The organism is Streptomyces sp. NBC_00490, from assembly GCF_036013645.1.
In the GTDB taxonomy this organism is placed as follows: domain Bacteria; phylum Actinomycetota; class Actinomycetes; order Streptomycetales; family Streptomycetaceae; genus Streptomyces; species Streptomyces canus_F.
Genome location: NZ_CP107869.1, coordinates 810188 through 833640, shown reverse-complemented (window position 1 = coordinate 833640; position 23453 = coordinate 810188). Strand labels below are relative to the sequence as shown.

At 68.2% G+C, this 23453-nt stretch carries 24 protein-coding genes; 9 read left to right on the top strand and 15 right to left on the bottom strand.

All coding sequences use genetic code 11. The features are described from left to right. Positions 1-147 precede the first annotated feature (147 nt). Positions 148-2145, bottom strand: coding sequence for a GDSL-type esterase/lipase family protein (locus tag OG381_RS03490; protein ID WP_327714594.1), 1998 nt, complete (start codon positions 2143-2145; stop codon positions 148-150). Between the two features lie 356 nt (positions 2146-2501). Here OG381_RS03490 and OG381_RS03485 point away from each other — a divergent pair, with 356 nt between their 5' ends. Beyond that, positions 2502-3548, top strand: a complete 1047-nt coding sequence (locus tag OG381_RS03485) for a YncE family protein (RefSeq protein ID WP_327714593.1) — start codon at positions 2502-2504, stop codon at positions 3546-3548. A gap of 114 nt (positions 3549-3662) precedes the next feature. Here the strand turns inward: OG381_RS03485 and OG381_RS03480 are convergent, their stop codons facing one another. After that, positions 3663-4535, bottom strand: a complete 873-nt coding sequence (locus OG381_RS03480) for an alpha/beta fold hydrolase (RefSeq protein WP_327714592.1) — start codon at positions 4533-4535, stop codon at positions 3663-3665. Between the two features lie 299 nt (positions 4536-4834). Between OG381_RS03480 and OG381_RS03475 the strand changes: the two genes are divergently transcribed. Beyond that, positions 4835-6043 (top strand): RNA-guided endonuclease InsQ/TnpB family protein, encoded by a 1209-nt coding sequence (locus tag OG381_RS03475; RefSeq protein ID WP_327714591.1) that lies wholly within the window; start codon positions 4835-4837, stop codon positions 6041-6043. A 168-nt stretch (positions 6044-6211) separates the two neighbouring features. On the opposite strand, the gene OG381_RS03470 is transcribed toward OG381_RS03475, so the two are convergent. From OG381_RS03470 to OG381_RS03460, 3 genes are all read right to left on the bottom strand, one after another. Next, on the bottom strand, positions 6212-6418 hold the full coding sequence (locus tag OG381_RS03470) for a hypothetical protein (protein WP_327722770.1): 207 nt from the start codon (positions 6416-6418) through the stop codon (positions 6212-6214). Then, a complete protein-coding gene (locus OG381_RS03465; protein WP_327722372.1) occupies positions 6370-6561 on the bottom strand; it encodes a phosphatase PAP2 family protein in 192 nt (63 codons plus the stop codon). The genes OG381_RS03470 and OG381_RS03465 overlap by 49 nt, the downstream gene beginning before the upstream one ends. Positions 6562-6958: 397 nt before the next feature. Then, positions 6959-7354 carry a DUF3662 domain-containing protein gene (locus OG381_RS03460; RefSeq protein WP_327714590.1) on the bottom strand — a complete coding sequence of 132 codons (396 nt, stop codon included), beginning with the start codon at positions 7352-7354 and terminating at the stop codon, positions 6959-6961. Between the two features lie 424 nt (positions 7355-7778). On the opposite strand from OG381_RS03460, the gene OG381_RS03455 reads away from it, so the two are divergent. Then, positions 7779-9263 carry a ricin-type beta-trefoil lectin domain protein gene (locus tag OG381_RS03455; RefSeq protein WP_327714589.1) on the top strand — a complete coding sequence of 495 codons (1485 nt, stop codon included), beginning with the start codon at positions 7779-7781 and terminating at the stop codon, positions 9261-9263. A gap of 128 nt (positions 9264-9391) precedes the next feature. Here OG381_RS03455 and OG381_RS03450 read toward each other — a convergent pair whose 3' ends face one another. Next, the gene (locus tag OG381_RS03450) at positions 9392-10312 is read right to left on the bottom strand and encodes an RNA polymerase sigma factor SigF (protein ID WP_327714588.1); all 921 of its coding nucleotides are present in this window, start codon (positions 10310-10312) and stop codon (positions 9392-9394) included. 276 nt (positions 10313-10588) lie between these two features. Here OG381_RS03450 and OG381_RS03445 point away from each other — a divergent pair, with 276 nt between their 5' ends. Then, positions 10589-10792, top strand: coding sequence for an XRE family transcriptional regulator (locus tag OG381_RS03445; protein WP_327714587.1), 204 nt, complete (start codon positions 10589-10591; stop codon positions 10790-10792). A 372-nt stretch (positions 10793-11164) separates the two neighbouring features. Further along, entirely contained in the window at positions 11165-12379 is a 1215-nt protein-coding gene (locus OG381_RS03440) for a PP2C family protein-serine/threonine phosphatase (RefSeq protein ID WP_327722371.1), read from the top strand. A 34-nt stretch (positions 12380-12413) separates the two neighbouring features. Here the strand turns inward: OG381_RS03440 and OG381_RS03435 are convergent, their stop codons facing one another. Both OG381_RS03435 and OG381_RS03430 read right to left on the bottom strand, forming a co-directional pair. Further along, the gene (locus OG381_RS03435; protein ID WP_327714586.1) at positions 12414-12977 is read right to left on the bottom strand and encodes a VanZ family protein; all 564 of its coding nucleotides are present in this window, start codon (positions 12975-12977) and stop codon (positions 12414-12416) included. 250 nt (positions 12978-13227) lie between these two features. After that, a complete protein-coding gene (locus OG381_RS03430; protein ID WP_327714585.1) occupies positions 13228-13629 on the bottom strand; it encodes an ATP-binding protein in 402 nt (133 codons plus the stop codon). Between the two features lie 216 nt (positions 13630-13845). On the opposite strand from OG381_RS03430, the gene OG381_RS03425 reads away from it, so the two are divergent. Then, complete coding sequence (locus OG381_RS03425) at positions 13846-14250, top strand: DUF3662 domain-containing protein (RefSeq protein ID WP_327714584.1); 405 nt, start codon at positions 13846-13848, stop codon at positions 14248-14250. Positions 14251-14291: 41 nt separating this feature from the next. Here OG381_RS03425 and OG381_RS03420 read toward each other — a convergent pair whose 3' ends face one another. The 4 genes from OG381_RS03420 to OG381_RS03405 all read right to left on the bottom strand — a co-directional run bounded on the left by OG381_RS03420 (position 14292) and on the right by OG381_RS03405 (position 18381). Continuing rightward, positions 14292-15446, bottom strand: coding sequence for a N(5)-(carboxyethyl)ornithine synthase (locus OG381_RS03420; RefSeq protein ID WP_327714583.1), 1155 nt, complete (start codon positions 15444-15446; stop codon positions 14292-14294). 250 nt (positions 15447-15696) lie between these two features. Continuing rightward, positions 15697-16632, bottom strand: coding sequence for an SDR family oxidoreductase (locus OG381_RS03415; protein ID WP_327714581.1), 936 nt, complete (start codon positions 16630-16632; stop codon positions 15697-15699). A 260-nt stretch (positions 16633-16892) separates the two neighbouring features. Continuing rightward, entirely contained in the window at positions 16893-17516 is a 624-nt protein-coding gene (locus OG381_RS03410; protein ID WP_327714580.1) for an NADPH-dependent F420 reductase, read from the bottom strand. A 130-nt stretch (positions 17517-17646) separates the two neighbouring features. After that, positions 17647-18381 carry an SDR family NAD(P)-dependent oxidoreductase gene (locus tag OG381_RS03405; protein WP_327714579.1) on the bottom strand — a complete coding sequence of 245 codons (735 nt, stop codon included), beginning with the start codon at positions 18379-18381 and terminating at the stop codon, positions 17647-17649. A 177-nt stretch (positions 18382-18558) separates the two neighbouring features. Here OG381_RS03405 and OG381_RS03400 point away from each other — a divergent pair, with 177 nt between their 5' ends. Further along, the gene (locus OG381_RS03400) at positions 18559-19470 is read left to right on the top strand and encodes a LysR family transcriptional regulator (RefSeq protein ID WP_327714578.1); all 912 of its coding nucleotides are present in this window, start codon (positions 18559-18561) and stop codon (positions 19468-19470) included. Between the two features lie 362 nt (positions 19471-19832). Beyond that, positions 19833-20648, top strand: coding sequence for a phosphotransferase (locus OG381_RS03395; protein ID WP_327714577.1), 816 nt, complete (start codon positions 19833-19835; stop codon positions 20646-20648). Positions 20649-20949: 301 nt separating this feature from the next. Here OG381_RS03395 and OG381_RS03390 read toward each other — a convergent pair whose 3' ends face one another. Then, entirely contained in the window at positions 20950-21336 is a 387-nt protein-coding gene (locus OG381_RS03390) for a fic family toxin-antitoxin system, toxin component (RefSeq protein WP_327714576.1), read from the bottom strand. Then, complete coding sequence (locus tag OG381_RS03385; RefSeq protein ID WP_327714575.1) at positions 21333-21635, bottom strand: hypothetical protein; 303 nt, start codon at positions 21633-21635, stop codon at positions 21333-21335. The genes OG381_RS03390 and OG381_RS03385 overlap by 4 nt, the downstream gene beginning before the upstream one ends. A 483-nt stretch (positions 21636-22118) precedes the next feature. On the opposite strand from OG381_RS03385, the gene OG381_RS03380 reads away from it, so the two are divergent. Beyond that, positions 22119-22988 (top strand): acyl-CoA thioester hydrolase/BAAT C-terminal domain-containing protein, encoded by an 870-nt coding sequence (locus OG381_RS03380; RefSeq protein ID WP_327714574.1) that lies wholly within the window; start codon positions 22119-22121, stop codon positions 22986-22988. 46 nt (positions 22989-23034) lie between these two features. Here the strand turns inward: OG381_RS03380 and OG381_RS03375 are convergent, their stop codons facing one another. Further along, a complete protein-coding gene (locus tag OG381_RS03375) occupies positions 23035-23388 on the bottom strand; it encodes a hypothetical protein (RefSeq protein WP_327714573.1) in 354 nt (117 codons plus the stop codon). Positions 23389-23453: the final 65 nt, after the last annotated feature.

Genomic DNA, 23453 nt, shown 5'->3' with positions numbered 1-23453 from the left:
CTGTGACAGTGGCCATGGATTGATGACACACCCTGACGCCACTCACGACAGCCTGTCGGGGCATGGGCCGGGGCTGGGCCGGACACGTCCGCGCAGGCAGCGGAGGCGTCCGCCTGCGCGTCGCGGTCCGGCGGCCCCGGCCCTGCCTCACATCCCGATCCGCGCCGCGATGATCGGCGCCAGCCGGTCCGCGATGACGCGGTGCCCCTGGTCGTTGGGGTGGACCGAGTCCGTCAGGTCGCCCGACCCCAGCCAGCCGGTGGTGTCGACGAAGGAGACCCGGGAGTCGCCGCCGGCCACGACCGCCTGGACCGCCGCCTGTGTCTGCGGGACGTATCGGCCGCGGAAGGTCTCCAACGCGAAGATCCACGCCTGCGGGTACGCCGCGCGGACCTTGCGCAGCAGGCTGGTGTACGCCGTCTGGAACTGCGCGGAACTGACCGCGTGGCCCACGTCGTTGGTGCCGAGGTTGATGACGACCGCGTTCGCCTGGTAGCGGGAGAAGTCCCAGTCAGGGGTGTCCGCGTTCGGGTTGAGCTTGGTGAACTGCCGCTCCAGGCCGACGCATCCGTCCGCCGCGGCGACCAGACAGGCGCCGCCCTGGGCGATCTGGGTGTGCTCGGTGCCGAGTCGTTCTCCGATCAGCCAGCCGTACGCGGTGCGGGCGTTCTGCGACGACGTCGTCCCCACCGTGATCGAGTCGCCGACGAACTCGACCAGCTTGCCCGGCGCCGGCGGTGCGAACGTCGTGGCCCCACTGTCGAGGACCAGTCCCTGAAAGACGGCGTCGCCCCGGTAGGAACCGGCGACCACCTGGTAGTTGACCTGAAGCGCGTGATTGCCGGCGGACAGCGGGGAGGGCGTCAGGTTCACCGTCCCCTTGACATCGTCGTAGAACTTCACCGGGCCGTTGTCGATCCGCGCCCAGAAGTCGATCGTCCCGCGCTGCTTGAGCTGGACGGTCCGGCCGGTGAAGCCGACCCTGTAGTAGGCGCCCGCCCAGTACGGGGTGTAGGCGGTGGCGGTCCTGGTGTCCCAGCGCCCCACGAACTTGATGTTCGGGTCGCCGGGCTGGCCGGGAGCGGCCGCCAGAGTGGCCGCGGGGTCGCCGAGCCGGGCGGCGATGACGGGGGCGAGACGGTTCGCGAACTTGGTGTGGCCCGCCTCGTTGGGATGCCCGTTGCCGTCCTCGTAGTCGGTGCCGTCGGTCAGCCAGCCCGTGGTGTCGACGTAGTGCACCCCACTGTCACCGGCGTTGGTGCGGGCGGTGACCGCGGCCCTGGTCTCGTTGACGTAGCGCTTCTTGAGCGTCTGCACGGCGAACAGACGCGCGCTCGGGTAGGTGGCACGCAGGTCGGTGAGGAACTTGGTGTACGCCGACTGGAAGGCGGCGCCGGTCACGCCGTGGCCGATGTCGTTGGTGCCCAGGTTGATGACGACGGCGTCCGCCCGGTAGCGGGAGAAGTCCCAGTTCTGGCTGCCCGTGCTCGCCGTCCTGAAGAACTGCGTGCCAAGGCCCGTGCATCCGGACTGGGCGACGAGGCAGTAGCCGGACCGGGCGATCTGGGTGTGGCGCGCCCCCAGTTGCTCGCCGGTCTTCCAGGCGTACGAGTCCAGTGCGAGCCGGTCCGTGAGCGCGCCGGCGGTGATGGAGTCGCCGACGAACTCGACGAGCCGGGACGGGATGTTCGGCGCCACCGTGCGCGCACCGGGGTCCAGCACCAGGCCCTGGAAGACGGTGTCGCCGGAGCGGTACGAAATGCGCAGGGTGTGGGTGCCGGCGGACAACGGCTGGGGAGTGAGGTTCACCGTGCCGCGCACGCCGGGATGGAAGACGTCGGGGCCGCCGTCGATGCTGGCGTACAGGTTGACCGCGTCTCTCGCCTTGACCTTCACCGTGGTGCCGGTGAAGGCCGTCTGCAGATAGGCACCGGTCCAGGAGGGCACCGCCGCCGTGCCGGCGCTGGTGTCCCAGCGCCCGACGTAGTCGATGTTCGGGTCGGAGACCGAGCCGTCACCCGGCGCGGCCTGGGCGGGGGAGCTCCCCGTCCAGGACAGCAGACAGGCGACGAGAACGGCCGTGATGAGCGTGGGGAGGGTGCGGGTGAGACGGCGTAAGCGGGTGGTGTGGGGGTTGGTCTGCACGGGGTTCCCTTTCGCCATGGGGTGGGAGCGCTCCCAGAGACAGCCTTTCGAGAGAAGCAATGAAACGGTTCAACGTCAAGGGTTCGCGTGCGGTGGGCAACTTACCGACAGGTAGAGGAAGTTGACCGACGCGGTCAGCCAGGTCAACGGTTCCAGCTCTACCTGGCCCGCCCCAACGAACCACCGGTAGATGCCAAGCCGAGACTCTCTCTTCACAGAGCCTCACTTGCCGCGCCGTGTCGCAAAATTGTTCGCTTTGGCGCGCATGGACGCACCACGGACGGGCATCGGTCGCACGTGTCCCACTCCTTTTCGCATGCCTCTCCAGGCACCCGATCGACGAGGACGACGATCTGATGAGAAGACCCGGCTTACGAGCCGTAGTCGGTGTACTGACCCTGCTGTTGCTGCCGCTGTTCGGCCCGAGCAGCACTGCCGCAGCCAAGCCTGCGACCGACCCGGTTTCCACCGCACTTCCGATCGCCTACCACGCGGACATGGCCGTGGACGCCGTGCACCGCAGGCTCTACATCGCCGACATCGTCACAGGTTCCGTACTGGTGACGGACTTCGACGGCAGGCTCCTCAGGACCCTGAAGAACAAACCGGGTGCGGCGGACCTGGTGCTTTCCTCCGACTCGCGCACCCTGTACGTGGCGCTCAGCGACGGCGACGCGATCGCCGCCGTCGACACCGGCACGTATCGGGAGAAGGCCCGCTACGCCACCGGCGACGGAACCGCGCCGCTGCGACTGGCTCTCGCGGGCGACACCCTGTGGTTCAGCTACGGATCGGACTGGGACAGCAACATCGGCTCCCTCGACCTGAGCGGCGCCCGTCCGACCGTGCGGCTCGGGCTGGTGCCCTGGGGCACCTGGGCGGGTCCGCCGATGCTGCTGTCCTCGCCGTCCGCGCCCGGTGTGGTCATCGCCGGCGAGCAGTACTCGTCGTCGGCGAACGTGACGGTGTACGACGTCAGCTCGGGCGATCCGGTCGTGCGCACGAGTCAGGACAACCCCGGTGGTGTCGGCAGCGTCGTCGATCTCGCACTGTCTCCCGATGCCGCCACCCTCTTCATCGTCGGGGGCTACCCGTACCACCACCTGGCGTTCCGGCTGGACGACCTCTCCGTGGTGCACACGTATCCCACGACCAACTACCCGAACGCGGCCGCGGTGTCCGTCACCGGTGAGGTCGCGGCGGGCATCGACAACTCGTACGGCCAGGACGTCTACCTCTTCCGGACCGGCGCCGACACACCGTCCCGAGTCATCGACCTGGAACCGGGAACCGGCCGGTGGCTACGGGCGCACGGCCTGATCTGGTCCCCGGACGGCACCCGGCTGTTCGCCCTGACCGGCGAGTACGGCGCGAACCTGACCCTGCACGTGATCCCCGCGTAGAAGCCGCGCACCCGTGCACCCGACGCTTCCGGCCTGACACAGCGACGAGCACGAAGGACCGCTGCTGCGGAGTCCCAGTGGCGGTCCTGTCTCACCCGGCGCCGGATACGAGGCTCAACCGGCCGGAGCCGGGCGCAGGAAGTCGGCGAGTGCGTAGGCCAGGGCGTCGGGTGCCTGTTCCGCGACATGGTGCCCGGAGTCGATGCCGTACCCACGCACGTCGGTGGCCCACCGCTGCCAGATCGCGAGCGGGTCGCCGTAGAGGTCTTCCAGGTCGTCCTTGAGGGACCAGAGGACCAGCGCCGGGCAGGTGACACGCGTGCCGGCTGCCCGGTCGGCCTCCTCGTGCCCGCGGTCCACCGTGAGGCCGGCCCGGTAATCCTCGAGCATGGCCCGCACCACGTCGGGATCGCGCGTGGCCTGCCGCCACTCGTCGTAGTTCTCCTGCCCCATGACCTCGGGTTCGCCGTGGTACCAGCTGTCGGGGTCGGCGGTGATCACCCGCTCGGGAATGCCCGGCTGCGCGAAGAAGAACCAGTGCCACCACTGCGTGGCGAACTCGACCGTGATCCGCGACAGATGCTCCGTCAACGGCAGGCAGTCCAGAAACGCCACCCGGGACACGGCGTCAGGGTGGTCGAGCACCAGGCGCAGAGCCACGCTGCCCCCACGGTCGTGCCCCGCGAGCGCGAACCGGCGGTGCCCGAGGTGACGCATGACGGCCACCACGTCATCGGCGACCGCACGCTTGGAGTAGCCCTCGTGATCCGCGGTGAACCCGGGGCCTCTGGAACGCCCGTACCCGCGCAGGTCCGGGCAGACCACCGTGTGTCCCGCTGCCACCAGTTGCGGAGCGACCCGATGCCATGTGGCCGACGTGCGGGGATGACCGTGCAGGAGTACCACCGGCGGACCTTCGCCGCCGAAGCGAACGAAGATGGACGCCTCCCCGACGTCGACCTGCGTCTCCTCGAATCCCTCGAACACCCCAGTTTCCTCCTTCGGCCCCGGCATACGCGCCACCGGCTCCTGCCGGGCGGCACGACATCGGCTTTCCCGGTGCCCCGGACAGCAACTGGTAAGCGTGTGGCGGCAGGAGGAGAGGCCAGGCCCGGCTCAGCTCATCGGGTCTGTCCTTCGTGGATACCCCGGCCTTCAGGCCGGGGAGGAATCGAAGCTCCTGCGGAGCAGGGTAGGGGAAGCCGGTTCGCCACCCAGGCGGACCGGCGTGCGCCGTCTACCGGCCGACTCCCTTTGCCCACACGGAAATTGATACGCTGTGAGGTATGGCGGAGCAGGTCAAGCGGGCGTTCAAGTACCGCTTCTACCCCACGAATGAGCAGGCGGCTGAGCTGTCGCGCACGTTCGGCTGTGTCCGCCTCGTCTACAACAAGGCGCTGGAGGAGCGGACCCGGGCCTGGTACGGCGAGCAGCGCCGCATCTCCTATGTGCAGTCCTCGGCCGCGTTGACGCAGTGGAAGAAGACCGAGGAACTCGCTTTTCTGGCGGAGGTGTCCTCGGTTCCGTTGCAGCAGGCGCTGCGCCATTTGCAGACGGCGTTCGGGAACTTCTTCGCCCAGCGTGCGAAGTACCCGCGTTACAAGTCCCGCAAGAAGTCCCGCGCGTCGGCTGAGTACACCCGCAGTGCCTTCACCTGGCGGAACGGGCAGCTGACCTTGGCGAAGATGACGCAGCCCTTGGACATCCGCTGGTCGCGCCCGCTGCCCGAGGGGACGGAGCCGAGCACGGTGACGGTGTCCCGAGACGCGGCGGGTCGCTGGTTCGTGTCCCTGCTGTGCCAGGACACCATCGCCCCGGCCCCCGTCACCACGGCGGCCGTCGGCCTGGACGCCGGGATCACCTCCCTGGTGACCCTGTCCACCGGCGAGAAGATCACCAATCCCCGGCACGAACGGCGTGACCGCGCCAGACTGGCGCGCGCGCAGCGGGAGTTGTCGCGCAAGGCGAAGGGCTCGGCGAACCGGGAGAAGGCCCGCCGCAAGGTGGCCCGTGTGCATGCGCGGATCGCCGACCGGCGCCGCGACGTGCTGCACAAGCTGTCGACTCGAGTCGTCCGCGAGAATCAAACGGTCGTGATCGAAGATTTGAGCGTCCGCAACCTGCTGAAGAATGGCACGCTCGCACGCGCCATCAGTGATGCGGCCTGGACGGACCTGCGCTCCATGCTGGAGTACAAGTGCGCCTGGTACGGGCGCGAGCTCGTGGTGGTCGACCGATGGTTCCCCAGCAGCAAGCTGTGCGGGAACTGCGGGACGGTCGCGGCGAAGATGCCGCTGAACGTCCGCGAATGGACGTGCGTGTGCGGCGTCGTGCATGACCGCGACATCAACGCGGCACGTAACATCCTGGCCGCCGGGCTGGCGGCGTCTGCCTGTGGAGACGGTGTAAGACCTCAACGGGAGTCCTCCCGGACGGGGCGGTCGTCGGTGAAGCAGGAACCCCAGCGGGCGACCGCTGGAATCCCCCGCCTTTAGGCGGGGGAGGAAGTCAAGTGGCAGCCCGTGCGATCCGGCAGACGACCCTCATGGCCGTCGCCTCGTCTCGCGCGGGCGGTGATGGAGTCCCGGGCGGCGAATTTCCGCGGCCTGTCACGGTCGCCGAGCCCGACTGACTCGACCGTCCTCAACTGCCGGTCACGGTCCTCAACGACCGATCCGGGCTCGTGTCCCTAGCTGCCGCCAGGCCTGTCTCCGCAGCAAGTGCGGGACTTGGCGCGTCAGCCAGGCGCTGAGCAGGCCGAGGGCCGCGCCGGCGACGACGTCGCTGGAGTAGTGGGCGCCGGACTGCACCCACTCGACGCTCACCAGCAGCGTCGGGACCGCCAGCGTGATGCCCGCGGCGGCGGCCATGTCGGCGTGACGGCGGCGGTGAAGGCGAAGGCCGCCGCGGTGTGCCCGGAGGGGAACGACGACGAGTGAGGCCGGTCGTCGAACTCGTCGTGAAGGAACCAGTCCCGAGGCGGTCTCTGCCGGTCCGCGAGCTGCTCGCCCACGCCGTTGGAGACGAACGGCGCCACCACGAGCGCCGTGATGTCTGAAGCCGTCGCTCTACGGCCCCCCGGCCACCGAACGCGGCCATCACCACGGCGGCACCGCACCACAACTTCGCGCTCTCCGCGGACTCCTCCACCACCGACAACGCTTCGCCGACACCGGCCGGCACCCTCGTACCCGCCTGCTGCGTCACAGCTCGATCGACTTCACCCGGCCCCGCCAGCCATCTCATGAACTGCGGATATTCCGAGGACCGCACCCGACACCCGTGATCAGCTTCCTGCCTGCCGTACGGTCTTCGCGTCTCGCCCGGACAGGGCACCGGCGCTCGAGCGCGCCGCATCCGGCTGACCGACGCGAGCGGGAGCGGCGCCGGTGAACGCCGGCCACGGCCCGTCAGCCCGACTGGAACCCATCGGCCCTGACGTGAGGCATGACCCTGCTCGTCACGCGGTAGCGCCGGTTGGGGACGTCGCAGGACCTGGTGACGTGCACCACCAGCGGCCCTGCCCATTCGTACCCCTTCTTCTCGCCGTGCCCCGCCAGCCGGTCGGTGAGGACCTGCCCCACGCTGACGCCCTTGTGGCTGAGCTCGTCATGGACGTGCTCGGCGAGCTCCACGTCGTAGGCGTTTGGCACTACCACCCGGCTCCGACTGCACACCACGGCCTGGCTGTCGCACTCACGCCGTAGCGCGTCCACCACCTCGACCGGTTCCTTCGGGAAGATCTGCGCCAGCAGCGCTTCCTCCACCCGCTCCAGAGTCCGTTCCCATCCCGTCAACGCGCCCATCCGACTCGTCTTCCCCTTCCGCTTCCAGCCGACCATCAACCATCCCGACCCGGGCACGACCGAGTCTTGTGCTCGGCCGTGGTGTCCGCGTCCCCGTCGCGGGTGTCCGCGACACGGCGCATGACTCCTCTCGATCGGTCGCGGCAGCCCGAAGCATGCGCCGTCCGGCCCGCCGAACGGCCGCCCTCGAGTCCGGCAGGCAATGGACCGTTCTGGGTTCGGCGCAAAAGTCTGTCGTGTTTCGGAAGCGTCACGGGGCTTGTCACAAGAGCGGGCGTCGTGCGAGTGTCCGGGCAATGGTTACGTAACCATGGCCGGTTTACAGGGGTCCAAGTGGCTGTATCCGGACCCTGGTTCATCACTGCCTCGGCTCAGGTGACGAACCCGCACTCCGCCCTCCGCGATTCCCGTCACTGGAGACGACATGACCGAGACCTCGACGAGGTCGAGAAGACTGGCCGCTGTGCTCATGGCCGGCTTCGGCGCGACACTCATGTTCCTGACCGCCCCCGCACCCGCCCTCGCGCAGTCGGCCGCCGAGGCGTCGGCCACCTCGTACGCGTCGGCGAAGCCCGTGACAAAGGGCGGTACCAGTGACTTCCGCGGGGTGAACTGGGCAGACCCGCGGGACAACTACGCCAGTGACGCGGTGGTGCCCAGCGGGCTGAAGGTGACCGACGACTACCGCACCGTGTACCGCACCACGGGCCACATGGTGCGCGGCTTCAAGAAGAACCTGGGCGCCAACACGCTGCGACTGCCGATCAACCCGGCGACCGTGGGCACCAACTGGTGGAAGTCGTACCGGGCGACGATCGACGCGGCCACGGCCTACGGCGACAAGGTCATCGTCAGCTACTGGGAGGCCGACAGCAGCAAGGACGGGCTGGTCGACGACACGGCCGCCTGGAAGAAGATGTGGAACACCGTGGTGCGGGAGTACAAGCACAACCCGCGGGTCTACTTCGAGCCCATGAACGAGCCGCACGGCTACACCCTGGATCAGTGGGTGTCCGTCACCGGCGGCTGGCTCGCCCAGCACAAGGACGTCCCGCGCGGCCGTGTCGTGATCAGCGGCACCGGCTACAACGACAACGTCACCGGTGTCGGCGCGGCCCGCGAACTGCGGGGAACGCTGCTGTCGCTGCACTTCTACGGCTTCTGGGCCAGCCACACCGAGCAGGCGGACTGGACCGCCGACCTCGAGGCCCGCATCGGCAAGTACGCCGGCCGGACCATCATCGACGAGGCCGGCTCCCCGATGACCACCGGTCTGAACTACGGCGCCTGGAACGGCAACATCTACACGTCGTATCTCGCGGCCGTCACCAACACCGCCCGCAGCAAGGGCATGGGCCTGGTGTACTGGCCGGGGCTGAGGTTCGGCGACGCCTACTCGATCGAGTCGCTGGACGCCGAGGGCAACCTGGTGGACAACAACGCCAGCGGAGTCGCGCTCCTGCGCTGGGGCTACGGCTTCGGCAAGACCCCGCCCGTCAACGACCTGCCGCCCGCGCCTCCCGGCGAGGTCCTGCGCGGAGTGGGCTCCGACCGCTGCGTGGACGTGCCCGGCTTCAGTACGACCAACGGCACCCAGCTCGACCTCTGGGACTGCAACGACGGCGGCAACCAGTCCTGGAACTGGAACCCGGACAAGCAACTCACCGTCTACGGCAACAAGTGCATGACGGTGGGAGGCACCGGCGCCACGGCGGGCGACCCCGTGACCATCTCCGACTGCACCGGCGCGGCGGCACAGCAGTGGAACGTGAACGCGGACCTCACGGTCACCAGCGTCGCCAACCCGGAGCTCTGCCTGGACGCGGCCGGCGGCGGCACCGGCAACGGCACGGCGGTCGACGTCTGGTACTGCAACGGAAGCAGCAACCAGCAGTGGGCCAGGAGCTGACGTCCGCGACTGTTCCGGTCGTCTGCTGAACCAGTGATCCACACCGCACGGGCCCGGCGAGCACCCTCGCCGGGCCCGTGCGCGTCAGTGCGCCGGCAGGGGCGACGGGTGCGGGCGTCCGGCGTGACCTACCGGCGCGTGGTGAGCTTTGCTTCGAGGAGGTTGAGGGTGCGAGTGAGGATGCGGGACACGTGCATCTGGGAGATCCCGAGTTCCTCACCGATCGCGCGCTGCGTCATGTCGCCGACGTAGCGCAGAGCAAGGATCTTGCGCTCCCGCTCCGGGAGAGCGGCGATGAGCGGCCTGAGAGCGTGCAGGTCCTCGACCTTCTCCAGGTCCGGGTCCGCGTAGCCGATGTGGTCGGCAAGGGTGTCCTCGGAATTCTCGGCATCGCTGGGAAAGTCGAGAGAGGACGAGGTGTAGCCGTTCCCGGCGACCAGACCCTCGATGATCTCGTCCTCTTCGAGGTCCAGCTCTCCGGCGAGCTCCGCCACGGTCGGCGGGCGGCCGTGGGTCTGCTCGAGCCGGGCGGTGGCCTGGTTCAGGTCGAGGTGAAGTTCCTGAAGGCGGCGCGGGACGCGCACGGACCAGCTCGTGTCACGGAAGAACCGCTTGATCTCGCCGATGATCGTCGGCAGCGCGAAGGTGGGGAACTCCACCCCGTACTGCAGGTCGAAGCGGTTGATCGCCTTGATCAGACCGATGGTGCCGACCTGAACGACGTCCTCGTACGACTCCCCGCGCACCCCCATGCGGCCGACCGCATAACGGACCAGGGCGAGGTTGAGTTCGACCAGGGAATTGCGCACGTAGGAGTACTCCGGCGAGCCCTCCTCCAGGGCGTCGAGCCGCGCGAACAAAGTCTTGGACAGCGCCCTGGCGTCGACAGCCCCGACCTGCTTCGGATCGGGCAGCGACGGCAGACCCTCAAGACCCGACACGCCCTCACCAGCGGCACCCGAACCGGTGGTATGTCGGTCCGCGTGCGGGGATTCGTAGGCGGGATTGCTGTGAGTAGCGGTCACCGTCGAAGTCGCCGTCGCCATCATCGCTCCCGAAAAAAGAAGAGCGCCCCCAAATGGAGCGCGTCGTGAATGGCGCATACCCCCCGACGGTCGCGACATGCCTGTGACATAACTCTCCGTATGCGAAACAGGCCGCCATGCCGCACCTGACATCACGGCCGGAATGCCCGCACTCCGCACGGGTCAAAGGCCGCTCGGCCCCGCCTCACAGCCACCCGTACCGGTGAGAGCAGCCATGGCTCGCGGAGTTCAGGGCAGGGGAAACGAATGGCCGAACTATCACAGCTGTTGCAACAGACCATGCGACGCAGGCACCTGAACGCACAGGACCTCGCCGACCGCACCGGCATCCGCACCCCACGGATCCGCGTCTTCGCCCAAGACGGCGCCACCGGCCCCGTGCGCCCCACCCCGGAAGAGCTGGCGGAACTCGCCGAGGCTTTGGCGCTGCCCCTGCCCGATGTCCAGGAAGCCGCGCGTACCACCGCACCGGCGCACGCCTGACGGCTACCGCGGGGCTCCCAGCACGCCACAAGGGCCGAGACGCGGGAATACCGTGGGCGGATTCGAGCCCTGATCACCTCACTACACGGGTCTGCCTGCGCACCGGACCAGGCCCCGGAACGGCATGCGCCGCTGAGGCTGTCTCCCGGCCAGGTGTGCCGGTCGGGCAGGCGGAGCCTGGTGTTTCTGCCGCTGCGACCCGACTACCCGCGCGGTGTGCCCAGCGGCCGCGTGTGCGCGAAGCGTGGAGGCTTCGTGTGCCCGGAAGGCTAGAGTGAGCACGCCTCCTTCACGGCGACGTGCGGGGGCTCGGGCGGGGCCGCGGGGTGGGGAGAAAATCCTGTGAACGATCAGGGCCGGGACGGCGGGAAGATGCTGGCCGGTCTGCTGGCCTCGAGCCAGCTGATACCGCTGGAGTGGCTGCCGGCCAAGACGGCCGAGCATGCGGCGCACGCGGGTTTCACGCAGGTACTGATCTACCTGGCGGACCTACAGCGCGAGATGCTGCACCTGCTGACCGGCCAGGGACTGGACGCCGCGGGTGACGGGGGCGCCGAGGAAGCCTCGATCAAGATCGAGGGGACGCTGCCGGGCCGGGCCTACCAGTACGGGCAGGTGCTGCAAAACGGCAGCTCGGCCCCCGAGGCACAACAGTGGTGGGTGCCGTTGCTCAACGGCACCGAGCGGCTCGGCGTACTGCGCCTCACCACGCAGGCGGATGACGCGCGCACACGGGAGAACATGGAACTGCTGGCCTCCCTGCTCGCGCTGATCGTCGTGAGCAAACGACAGAGCAGCGACTCCTACGCCCGGCTGATGCGCACCGAACCGCTGAACATCGCGGCCGAGATGCAGTGGCATCTGATGCCGCCTCCCACGTACGCCGACAGCCGCGTGGCGATCTCCGCGGCGATGGAACCGGCGTACCACGTCAGCGGCGACGCCTACGACTACGCCACCGCCGGCTCGGCGGTGCACGTATCGATCTTCGACGCGATGGGCCACGACACCGCCGCCGGCCTGACCGCGGCGTTGGCCATGGGGACCTGCCGCAACACACGCCGCCAGGGCGGGAGCCTTCTCGACATCGGCGAAGCGGTCGAGCGGGCACTGATCAAGCAGTACGACCGGACGCGCTACGTCACCGGCATCCTGGCCGATCTCGACACCGACACCGGCGTGCTGACCTGGGTCAACCGCGGCCACCCCGCGCCGGTACTCATCCGTGCGGGCCGCTCCAGCAGCCAGCTGGCCTGCAAACCCGCACACCCGATGGGCACGGCGCTGGGGCTGGAGACCACCGTGTGCCGTGAGCAGCTGGAACCGGGCGACCGCATCGTCTTCTACACCGACGGCATCACCGAAGCCCGCGGCCGCGGCGACAACGAACTCGGAGTGGAACGCTTCACCGACCTTCTGGTCCGTCAGCATGCCGACGGACTGCCCGTCCCCGAAACCCTGCGTCGTCTCATCCAAACGCTCCTCGACCACCACGACGGGCGGCTCCAGGACGATGCCACGATCCTGATCTGCCGATGGCTCGGCCCCGTCGCGGCTCCCACGGCAGATGAGACGGATCGCGCCTGAACTCGTCGTCGCGGTCCGTGTACTGACGGGGGCCTCAGTCGGCGGCCTTGGCCGGTCGCTTGGTCAGGCGGTGCCACCAGTGACGGCGCCGGGGGTGCACGGCGCGGCCGAGCCGACGGCCGATGAGCAGGTAGCCCAGCAGAGCGCCTGCCGTGTTGAGCAGGACGTCGTCGATGTCGAAGGCCCGCCCTGTGATCAGGGCGCCCTGGACGAGTTCGACCAGAAGCATCAACAGCGCCGTGCACGCTGCCACGCGCAGCAGCCCGCGGGCTTTGGGAACCAGCACCGGCAGCAGTACGCCGAACGGGATGCCCAGCACGATGTTGCCGCCGAGCTGCTTGACCGTGTCACGGAAGGCGGGCTGCGCGAGGTAGTTGCGGATGGAGTCCCCGGGGCGCAGATTGCTGTGCGTCAACGACGCGGAGGCGGCCGAGGGTTCCAGCGTCAGTCGGGCCAGCACCACCGCGAAGGCCACTGCTGCCGCGAACGCCAGCAGCATGGCCACCGCCCGGCCCCACCACGAGATGACGGATCTGCCCGGGCCCGCCCGGCCCGCTGCTGACTTCTCGGCCTTGTCGTGCAGAACTCCGCGTGCCATTACGGCCCCCGTTCGGGTTGGTTGCACCTTCCGTTACCCCAACTCCGCCAGAACACCGCCTGCATGACTGTTCCGACGCTCAATGGTTCGCCGGCACGCACCGACACCTACGGGGGCGTCGCCTGGGTACTGGGGGAGTAGGGGGCTCATGGGCGGCGCGCTGCGGCGTCGGCTCGCGGGAGCAACTCGCTGTCGGAGGGCGCGGGCTGGAGCCGCGTCGTCGGCGATGCCGCTCCAGCCGGCCTCCGTGTCAGTGGGACAGCGGCAGCAGCGCGGACACCGTCTTCCCACCGGGCCGGGTGCTGACCTCCACGTCTTCGGACAGCTCCCGCACCATCTGCCAGCCGAACCCGCCCGGTTCGCCTGCGCTGCTCCGCTGCAGCGAGGGGGCGGTGGCGCTGGCGTCTTCCACTGTCACCGTCACGGCTCCCGGACCGGCCACCAGGCGGAACCGGGTCACTCCACCGGCGTGCCGCACCGCGTTGGTGACCAGCTCCGACACCACCAGCAGCACAGCGTCCGCGTCATCTCCGGCAGGTGCGGCCACCGCGGACAAGAACCCGCGCGTGACATCCCTCGCCCGCTTCGCGGTCTGCGGACTCGCCCCGTGCAGGGCCTTATGGTCTTCCTCGTCTTCCTCGGATGAGCGCACGATCACAATCCTCCGTGGGATGGATACTCAGACCCCTTTTCGCCTGCCCGGAGAAACTCCAGCCATCCCTTTTCGCTCGACGCCACCGTGAGCGCGGGGCCGGGCACCGTGGCGGTGGCCGTCAGGTGGGAGGGCGCCGACACGACATCGGTACGGCCGCGGATCAGCACCCGTACGGACGAGCGTGTCCAGTGACCCGGAGGGCAGGCGCGGAAGATGAGATCCCTCGCCGCCCTGGAGCACACCATGGAGCGATGGAGCAATGCTCTCTGGACGTTGCTCATCCCGCTCGCCCACAAACAGCACGATCACGCGGACGTGGTGAGGACGCTGTACCGGGAGTGTGATGACCGTGCACTGATTCTGGACCGGCGACGTGTCCTGGTGCCCAATGCGTTCGTCATCGAGCTGCCACCGCAGTCACACCAGCAACTGGCCGGCACCAGCCGACAACTGGGCGCACATTTGTCGAGCCACGTGCGTCGGCATGCCGCGGAACAGGGCTACATCTTCGCCGGACCGGTGGCCGTCCAACTGATCCCGGGGCAGGAAGACACGGTCGGCCGCTTCCGTGTCCGCAGCCGGATCGCCCCCGAGGGGGCCGGGCCCCTCGGCAGGTGAGCGTCCTGCTGTCGCACCCCCGCCCGCCAACCCGCCGGCTATCAGCGCGTGCTACTCACCCCTGGGTGGGGGTAGGTGGCTGAACGGTGCTGGAAGGAGAGGATCTTCGGGTTCTGGACGACGCCGTCGCGGATCTCGATGGCCTTTTTGACGGTGGTGTCGGTGTCCCATGCCGCGGGCCCACTCATGACCTTGGGCAGGTAGGGAAGGAGCGCTTCGCTGATTTCCCAGGTGGCGGAGTTCCACAGGTGGGAGGGGCTGTGGTCCACCGCGTAGTAGTGGCAGCCGGATCCCACCGAGAGCATGGGCTCGCCGAAGGTGGTCGGGCGGGCCCAGTCGAAGCCCATGCCCTGGTCGCAGGCAACGTCGACGAAGAACGTTCCCGGCCGGAAGAGGGCGAGTTCCTCGTCGGTGACGAACATGAGCGGCGCGTCAGTGTCCTGCAGGACGCAGTTGACGATGATGTCGAACCCGGCCAGATACTCCGCGAGCGGCTGGGAACCGGCAGCGGTGACGGCCTGCAGGCGCGAAGGATCGTGCTCCTGCTCCTCGAAGTGGCCCATCACCACCGAGGGCATCGGTGACGCCACCGCTGCCGCGGCGCGTTGGGTCAGCACGGTGACGTCGGAGACTCCCATGGCGCCCAGGCCCGTGACCGCTCCGCGTGCCGTGGCGCCGAAGCTGATGACCACCGCCCGCAGGCGGCGCCCGTAGCTACCGGTCAGTCCGCCGAGTTGCAGGGCGTGCAGCACTGAGCAGTAGCCGGCGAGCTCGTTGTTCTTGTGGAACACATGGACGCTGAAGGCGCCCGTGGAGGTCCAGTGGTTCATGGCTTCCCAGGCGATCAGGGTCAGCCGTTTGTCGATGCCGATCTGGGTCATCTTCTCGTCCTGCACGCAGTGCGGCCACCCCCACAGCACCTGGCCCTCGCGCAGCTCGGCGATGTCGTCGTGCGTCGGTTTGGGCAGCAGGACGATGTCGCTCTCGGCGATGAGCTCCTCGCGGGAGCGCAGTCCCGCCACGAGTGGTCGCAGGGCGTCGTCGGCGACGCCGAACCGTTCGCCGTAGCCCTGTTCGAGGAAGATCCGCTCGCGTATGGCCGGGGCGATCCGGTCGAGGTGGTGGGGGTGCAGCGGCAGACGGAACTCGTTCTCCTTGCGGGAGGAGGCGAGTACTCCGAGGCTCATAAGGCTCATGTGGGGCGGCTCATTTCCGTCCGGACGCGATGTGCTCCGGCCTTGCCGTTCCCCGAGGGCGACGCCGAAATGGATGACGGCGTGCGAGGTGCGCTCGGTAATGCCACCGTACTCCGGTATCGGCCGCTCAGCGGCCGCCGCTCGTTTGAGCTCGAAGGACCCACAGGTCAGGCCCGGTGGAGGTCTGAAAGGGCAGCCGTGGGCTGGGGTGTTGTGGCTTGGCCCGCCCTTGTGATTCGGGTCCCTGTTGTCAGCTGGCGGAGAAGTAGTGGCCGTTGTCCAAATCGGCGAGCAGGCTCGGCTGGGCTGGTTCCCAGCCGAGGGTCTGGCGGGTGATGAGGTTGGAGGCCGGGTAGTTCTGCGTGACGATGTTCGCGAGGAACCCGAAGTATCCCGGCACCATCAGTACGTCCGCGGGAACACTGACGGCGGGCAGGCCCAGACGGCTGGCGATGGCCTCGGCGATCTCGCGGAGCGGGACGGCCCCGTCCGCAACCGCGTGCCAGCATTTGCCGGCCGGCCCCTTCTCCAGGGCCAAGCGGAACAAGGACGCGACATCGCGGACGTGCACGGCGTTCCACAGGTTCGCGCCGTCTCCGGGGTAGCCGACGAAACCCTTCTCCTTCGCGAGCGCGATCAGCTGTACGAGGAAGCCTGCACGATCGGTCGTGCTGTGCGCGATATTGGCGATCCGTACGACCGAAGACCGTACTCCCTGCTCAGCGAGGCCGACCACGGTGGTTTCCACGACATTGCGAACCCGCAGGGTGCCCTTGTACTCATCCCCGCCGGGAAGGGCCGGGTCCTCCTCGGTGACCGGCCGGCCCAGGTTCCCTGGCGAGCCTATGCTTCCCGCCGCGACCAGCGGCTTCCCGGTTCCCGCCAGTGCCTCGCCGTACGCGAGCATGATCGGGAGCTCGGCGGCGGCCACGGCGTCGATCCCGCCGGAGGGAAGCAGGTCTTGCCTGTGCGCGACGTGGATGACGCCGTCGGAGTCCGCGGCCGCCTCCTTGAGTCCGTCGAGATCCTCGAGGTCGCCGCGCCACACCTTCGCGCCGAGCGCTGACACCGCTGCCGCGGCCGTGTCTGAGCGAGCCAGGCCGGTGACCTCATGTCCGGCGGCGATGAGCTCGGGGATGATGTACGAACCGGCATGGCCGGTCCCACCAGTGACGAAAACGCGCATGCTGCTGCTCCTTGTGAGAGTAGGTGGAGGGGTGGGCGCCTTGTGGCGCGAGGATGACGTTCTTCGGCGTCCGCACCTTTGCCAGCGGCCCGGCGTCCATCGGGCGTAAGCCCAGGCTCTCGATGGACGCCGGGCCGCGTGTGTTGGCCTGGGCCTCGTCGCCCGCCGACGTTGACATCCGACATCAGCGGGTCGGTGATTCGGCAGCCCTGGTGAGGCGCACGGTGCTCTGTTCGTCGCCTGCTCGGCTCCGGGAGGGCTCAGCCGGTAAATTCGCTGACGCCGAGGGCGAAGTCCCCGTGGCCGACCCCGTTGCCGGCGAGGCTCACCGTGACCAGGCCCATTCCTTCGAGCCAGTGCGCCATCTTCAGTCCGCCGACGTCCAGCGGGCGCAGCCCGAGGCTCTCGATGAATGCCGCCACGCCCGCCTTGGCCTGCGCATTGTCGCCGGCGATGAAGACGTTGGGCCGGCCCTTCTCCAGGACATTGCGGAAAATGGTGTTGAACGCCTTCACCACGCTGGCGCCGGTCGGGGCCACCTTGGCGACTTCCTGCGCGACCGACGTCTCCTCGCTGTGAGCCAGGCCGTCGAACGTGGCGTTGAAGGGGTTGCTGATGTCGACGATGACCTTTCCCGCGAGGGCGTCTCCGTACTCGGTGACGACCGGAACGACGCCGTCGTACAACAGGGCCGTGATGACGATGTCCCCGGCCGGGACGGCGCCCCACTTGCCCGACGTCGCGCCGCCGCCCAGAACCTTGGCCAGGGCATCGGCCTTGGACTGATCGCGTCCCATGACCTCAACGGTGTTGCCGCCCGCTACCGCGAGCGTGCCGATGGTACGGGCCATGTTCCCCGTACCGATGAGGGTGATGCTGCTCATGAGGTGGGCTCTCTTCCAGTTCTCGAGGTGTCGCTCTGTCTCGTTCGTGCCGGGTCAGGCGCAGGTGTCGGCCGCGATGCCTCTTGGTCAACTGCCGCACCTTTCCCGGTACTTCCAGCTGATGTGTGCGTCAGAGGGCGGTGGTGCCGCCGTCGGCGACCAGTTCAAGGCCGTTGACGTAGCTGGAGTCGTCGGAGGCGAGGAACAGGGCGATGGTGGCGATTTCCTCGGGGCGGCCCATCTTTCCGCGGGGGATGAGGGACTCGAATGAGGCCTTGGTCGCCTCGTCGAACAGTTCCTCCTGCTTGGCGGTGGAGACCTGGCCGGGGGTCAGGACGTTGACCCGGATCTTGCGCTCGCGCAGTTCGTTGAGCCAGACGCGGGCCCAGGCCTGCTGGACGGCTTTGCTTCCCGCGTAGAGGCTCCAGCCGGGGAAGGCGCCGAGGGAGGCGTTGGATCCGGTCATGAAGATCGAGCCGTTGTCGTTGATCAGCGGCAGTGCCTTCTGCACGGTGAACAGGGTGCCGCGCGCGTTGAGCGAGAAGGCGCGGTGGAACTGCTCCTCGGTGATCTCACCGAGCGCGGCGGGTTCGCCCATCCCGGCGCTGGCCCACAGCACGTCGATAGAGCCCTTTTCCCGCTTCACGGTGTCGAACAAGCGGTCCAGGTCGTCCAGTTCGGCCGCGTCACCCTGGACGGCGGTGACGTTACGACCGATCAGCCTGACGGCGTCGTCCAGTGCTTCCTGCCGCCGGGCCTGGATGAAGACATGCGCTCCTTCCTGGACGAACAGTTTGGCGCCGGCCAACGCCATGCCGGTGGATCCGCCGGTGATCACCGCTACCTTGCCATCGAGCTTTCCCACGGTCGCTCCATTGAATTGATGGGTATCCGAAATAATGTGCTCATTTTGGCCCTGGGCCTGTGCTGAATTCGCCTCGGCCTCAGGTCCCTATTCAGGTTGCCATTAGCCTGAGCGGGTGTCCAAGACCTCTTTTAGTCGTGGTGATACCCTGAAGGCATCACCGGAATGGGAGACGCCATGGATCTGGATCTGCGCAAATTGCGTTACTTCGCCGCCGTGGCCGATCAGTTGCACTTCGGCCGTGCCGCCGATGAGCTGCATATCGCGCAGCCGGTGCTCAGCCGGCAGATCCGCGCGCTCGAGCAGGATCTCGGCGCCCCGCTGTTCACCAGGGATCGCCACGGCGTAGCGCTGACCGACGCGGGCCGACAACTGCTGGTCGACGCCGGTCCGCTGCTCGCCTCGGCGCACGCGGTCCGCCGCCGGGTGTCCCTGGCGGCCCGCGGCAGCCGGCGGCTGATGGTCGGTTTCCGGGCCGGTATCCCGGTCATCCCGGCGGCGCGGGCGTTCGAGGCCCGGCATCCGGACGTGGTCGTGGACGTGCAGCGCATCGAAGGCGACGACCAGGCCTCGATGCTGCTCGACGGCCGCATCGACGTCGCCTATGTGCGGCTGCCCATCGACGAGACCGGCCTGCGCGTCACCCCGCTGTACCCCGAGCCGCGAGTGGCAGTACTGCCCGCCGGCCACCGGCTGGCCGGGAAAGAGGAGGTCACCGAGGCCGACCTGGCCGGCGAACCGCTGGTCTGGGATGCCGACCCGAGTACGCAGCCCACCAACCGCCCGCACCCTAACGCCGGGTATCTGGTGCGTGGGGTGGACGAGACGCTCGAGCATGTCGCGGCCGGCCGGGGCATCTCGTTCCTGGCCCGTTCGGCGTCCGTGTTCTATTCGCACCCGGACGTCATCTACGTGCCCATCCCGGATCTGGCACCCGACCAGGTGTGCCTGGCGGTGGCGGCATCGCGCACCTCGCCAGTAGTCGATGACTTCTTCGCCGCGGCTCAGGCGACGGCCGAGATCACGGCAGAATGCGGGAACTACGAAATGTGGCAGCTTGGAAGCGATGCTGTTTCAAAACGCGGTTAAGCGGTCCGGCTGACAACGGCAGGATGAATTGGGTATGCGGTCACAGCGGCTTATGAATTGTTTTTTCGATCAATTCCGCGAGACGTTTCCGCTTCTCTTCTCCATCTCGATCTCACCAAGCATGCGAAGAATCCGCGCGGACGCCGGCCCTGTCATGGGCAGGGTCGGAGTCGGGTGGTCCCGGCGACCTTGGTCTTGCGGATCTTCGCGGAACACGGATGCCGACCATGACGGTCTCGCAGTCTGGAGCGTCGCCTGCCTGGCCCGTCTCACGTCTGACAAATACCCATGCGCGTAACGTAGTTCGCAGCGCAGTTCTTGACCGTCCCACGCTTGGCCGACCTGGCGGTAGCGTGATCGACATGACGGCTGAGGGCGAGACTGCAGAGGGCGAAGCGCTGGTCGGGGGCATGGCGAACGCGGGCGCGGTCTTCCGCCGCGGTGCTGTGGTGGAACGCCCGGCGCCGCGCACTGCACGTGCCCTCCATGCCCATCTCCTCGCGCTCGAGGAACAGGGGTTCGACGCGGCTCCGAGGCCGATCCAACTGACCGCCGACGGCCGCGAGCAGCTGACCTTCATCCCCGGTGACGTCGCCCTGCCGCCGTTTCCGCGCTGGGCGATGAGCGAGACCGCGCTGCACTCGGTGGGGAGCCTGCTGCGGCGTCTGCACGAGGCCGGCGCGGCCATCGTGGTCGACGCGGGCGTGGAGTGGCCCCGGTCCCTGGCTGACCCGGCGGGAGGGACGATGCTGTGCCACAACGACGTGTGCCCGGAAAACGTCGTCTTCCGCGACGGACGCGCCGTAGCCCTGATCGACTTCGACCTGGCGGCCCCCGGCCGAGCGGTGTGGGACGTTGCCATGACCGCCCGCTACTGGGTGCCCATGCTCGATCCCACGTCCGCGGCAGTTCTCTATCCAGCGGGACTGGATATCCCGGCACGATTGCGGATCCTCGCCGACGGCTACGGCCTCTCTTTGCAGGAACGTACTGAACTGCCCGGCGTGATCGAACAGGCCACCGCGTCCTGCCGGGCCTTCGTCGCCGACCGAGTGGCCGACGATGACCCCCTCTATACCCGGGCGCTGGTCGAGCACGGTGGTTGGCGGCGTTGGGAGCGCATCCAGGAGTGGCTGGTGGCGCACCGCGAGATGTTCACGGCTGCCCTGCTGGGGTGAGTGGCTCGGGGCTGAAGAGATCAGCTGACCGTCCTAGCTGGACGTAACGGGGGATAGGCATGAGGCCTACAGAGCCCTGGGGGTGCGGCGGGCTCGGACAGCTGGCCATCGACATCTGGCCTGTCGCACGTCGGTGCGCCGGGCGAGGTGGGTGCGATTGACGAGCTGCGCCTGTCCTCTGGTTTCTCCGCGCTGGCCGCCGCACACCGGCCGATGATTCCGGACGGCTACATCCGGTTCGCTCGGCGGGATGGCCCGAACCGGGCCCGGCACGGTGTCGGGTGATGCTGCGTGCAGTGGGTCAGGAGATGCTCCAGGCGCGCAGTTGACGGCCGATGAGGCCCACTCCGGCGGCGCCTGTGGCTGCATCCCGCACCAGGGCTACCGCTTCCTTGGGCGCGTACTCGAGTCGGCATCCGTTGAGCGCCAGGTACGCCTCGGCTGCGTGCCAGGCGAAGGCCTCGTTGGAGTGCTCCAAACAGGGCAGCCGTACCAGCGTCTGTAAGAGTGCCGCGGCTCTGAGGTGCAGGGAGCCGTACACGTCGTGTTCCAGGGCGCGTGCGTTGACCCGGGCGACGGCCGCATACAGCGGGCCGTAGTCATCCACCTGGGGGTCGCCCGGCAGAAGCTCGGCGGCATGGAGAAGGAAGGCCACATCGAGCGGGTGGAGGGGTTCGTTCTGGGTCACGCGGCGTGGCCCCGGCCCGGCTGCCGTCCGTCGAGCTCACGGCGCGCCTGGAGCTCGGCTGCGCGCTGCTGTGCACTGGGGTCGACCGTGCTGCTCTCCTCGGCGAACGCGGCTGCGCTGTGAGCCATCGAGGCACGGAAGGCGTCGAGGAAGGCGTTTTCCACGGCGGTGGCACGGTCGTAGGCGGCGGACAGGATGTACTCCTGCAGACTGACGCCCGCTTGCTTTGCGGCGGCTTCGATTGCGGCATGCTGAGCCGGGTCGGGGAACCGCAGGCTCATGGCTTTCGGATGCGTCATGGTATCAACGGTACCGCCGATACCGTCGGCCGGTCCAGAGGTCCTGAACCGGGAGACAGGGCGTCGGCCGATGACGCCGGGTGGTCGAACGGGCTCCCGGCGGCGCGCGTACGGCCGGCACACCAGTCGACGTGCCGCCAGTCCGGCCAACTCGCCGTGTCCAGCCCAGGAGTTTTTCCCGAGGGCGGACCGAGCACGGCGGTTCCCCGTGGGCTGCTCCGCGTCCGGGTCTCCTACGTTCCCTCCGAGCCTCCGGTCGTCGACACCAACGGCGGCCCCGGTGACCACTTCCTCTATCGGATCGACGTATGGCCCACCGACCAGGCGCGCCGGCTCGCCATCCTCAAGCAGGGGCCGAATCCCTGGGCGGGACAGGTCCTCGCTGCTCTCCCTACGGTCGTGACGAGGCCCATCTCGTCACCCAATTGATCTGGAAGATTAAGGTGAGCAGACGGATTGCAGCGGACTCACCGAGGGGCTCACGTGGATGTCCTTGAGCGCGAGCTGACCGATCCGTGGGAGGGCGTATTGGCCGCTCCAGTCGGCGGCAGTGATGTTGGTGTCCTGGTGTTGGCGGGTTCGAGCGGGCGGATCGAGCGGGAGAGGGCACGCATCCTTGCCCGGCAGGGCATGACGGCGGTGTCGATCCGCTGGTTCGGCGGTCCGGGGCAGTCGCCGGGGATCTGCGAGATCCCCCTGGAGACGTTCACCGCGGCTGTCGACTTCCTGCGGCTGAACGGCGCGGAACGCATCGGCATTCTGGGCACTTCCAAGGGGGCCGAGGCCGCTCTGCTGACGGCAGTGCACGACGTGCGCGTGGACCTCGTCATCGCGGTGTCGCCCACGTCTCGGGTCTGGTGCAACGTAGGACCAGGGCGTGATGGTCTGCACCGTCCTTACCGATCGTCCTGGACGTGGCGAGGGCAGGGGTTGCCTTTCGTACCGCTGGACGATTCCTGGACTCCCGCACAGGCGGAGGGTGGGCCGGTCGCCATCCGCGGGTGGTACGAGCTCAGCGAGAGGACGTTTGCTGAGCTGCTGCCTTCTGCGGAAATTCCCGTGGAGACGGCGCGGGGTGATCTGCTGTTGGTCGCCGGTGGTGATGATGCGATGTGGCCGTCTCTTGCCTTCGCTGAGCAACTGGCACAACGTCGGCGTTCAGCCGGGGCCTCAGTGCGTCTGATCGCTCGTCACGATGCCGGTCACCGCCCACGTTTTCCCGGCGAGAGCCCGGCGTCGGCATCCGCGCGCTATGAGTATGGAGGCACTCCCGAAGCCGACGCGCTGTTGGGGGCGGCTGCCTGGCCGCATGTCCTCGACGCGCTCCGCACGCCAGACGGGGCTTCAGCGTAGGCCCAGAGCGTGCGGTTCGTGATGGCCTGTCAGTTCAGCAGATCCACTACGCGCAGACACGCTTGTAGGTGCTCGCGCCCGGCCGGGCGCGGAAGCGGACCTCATGTCCGGCGTCGTCGGTGAAGACGGCTTCCGTCTCGGACTTCAACGTCATCGTGCCAGGCTGGGTAGGGTTGTCCCATCCCTCGGGCGGGTTTCCTGAACCGTCGGAGAGCGGGACTTCTGCTTCGAAAAATGTCGAGCCAATACGGGCTTCGTCGATTCCGCAATGCGTATAGAGGTCGAAGGGGATCTCCCGGCCGGGCGATGCCGACCGGGCAGCCGTTTTGTCTTCACCTGTAGTCGCACAGCCTGTGAGCACCCCGGCAACTACTGCTACGGCGACGATGACTTGCTTCATCTCAATCCTCTCAGCCATGGCCTTTGACTCACAGGCCAGTTCGGTGGTTCCGCGGTTCAACCGTT

Coding starts and splice junctions, on each gene's coding strand:
- OG381_RS03485 (WP_327714593.1), top strand. CDS start 2,502: ATGAGAAGACCCGGCTTACGAGCCGTAGTCGGTGTACTGACCCTGCTG.
- OG381_RS03475 (WP_327714591.1), top strand. CDS start 4,835: ATGGCGGAGCAGGTCAAGCGGGCGTTCAAGTACCGCTTCTACCCCACG.
- OG381_RS03470 (WP_327722770.1), bottom strand. CDS start 6,418: ATGGCCGCCGCCGCGGGCATCACGCTGGCGGTCCCGACGCTGCTGGTG.
- OG381_RS03460 (WP_327714590.1), bottom strand. CDS start 7,354: ATGGGCGCGTTGACGGGATGGGAACGGACTCTGGAGCGGGTGGAGGAA.
- OG381_RS03455 (WP_327714589.1), top strand. CDS start 7,779: ATGACCGAGACCTCGACGAGGTCGAGAAGACTGGCCGCTGTGCTCATG.
- OG381_RS03450 (WP_327714588.1), bottom strand. CDS start 10,312: ATGATGGCGACGGCGACTTCGACGGTGACCGCTACTCACAGCAATCCC.
- OG381_RS03445 (WP_327714587.1), top strand. CDS start 10,589: ATGCGACGCAGGCACCTGAACGCACAGGACCTCGCCGACCGCACCGGC.
- OG381_RS03440 (WP_327722371.1), top strand. CDS start 11,165: ATGCTGGCCGGTCTGCTGGCCTCGAGCCAGCTGATACCGCTGGAGTGG.
- OG381_RS03435 (WP_327714586.1), bottom strand. CDS start 12,977: ATGGCACGCGGAGTTCTGCACGACAAGGCCGAGAAGTCAGCAGCGGGC.
- OG381_RS03425 (WP_327714584.1), top strand. CDS start 13,846: ATGAGATCCCTCGCCGCCCTGGAGCACACCATGGAGCGATGGAGCAAT.
- OG381_RS03420 (WP_327714583.1), bottom strand. CDS start 15,446: ATGAGCCTTATGAGCCTCGGAGTACTCGCCTCCTCCCGCAAGGAGAAC.
- OG381_RS03415 (WP_327714581.1), bottom strand. CDS start 16,632: ATGCGCGTTTTCGTCACTGGTGGGACCGGCCATGCCGGTTCGTACATC.
- OG381_RS03410 (WP_327714580.1), bottom strand. CDS start 17,516: ATGAGCAGCATCACCCTCATCGGTACGGGGAACATGGCCCGTACCATC.
- OG381_RS03400 (WP_327714578.1), top strand. CDS start 18,559: ATGGATCTGGATCTGCGCAAATTGCGTTACTTCGCCGCCGTGGCCGAT.
- OG381_RS03395 (WP_327714577.1), top strand. CDS start 19,833: ATGACGGCTGAGGGCGAGACTGCAGAGGGCGAAGCGCTGGTCGGGGGC.
- OG381_RS03385 (WP_327714575.1), bottom strand. CDS start 21,635: ATGACGCATCCGAAAGCCATGAGCCTGCGGTTCCCCGACCCGGCTCAG.
- OG381_RS03375 (WP_327714573.1), bottom strand. CDS start 23,388: ATGAAGCAAGTCATCGTCGCCGTAGCAGTAGTTGCCGGGGTGCTCACA.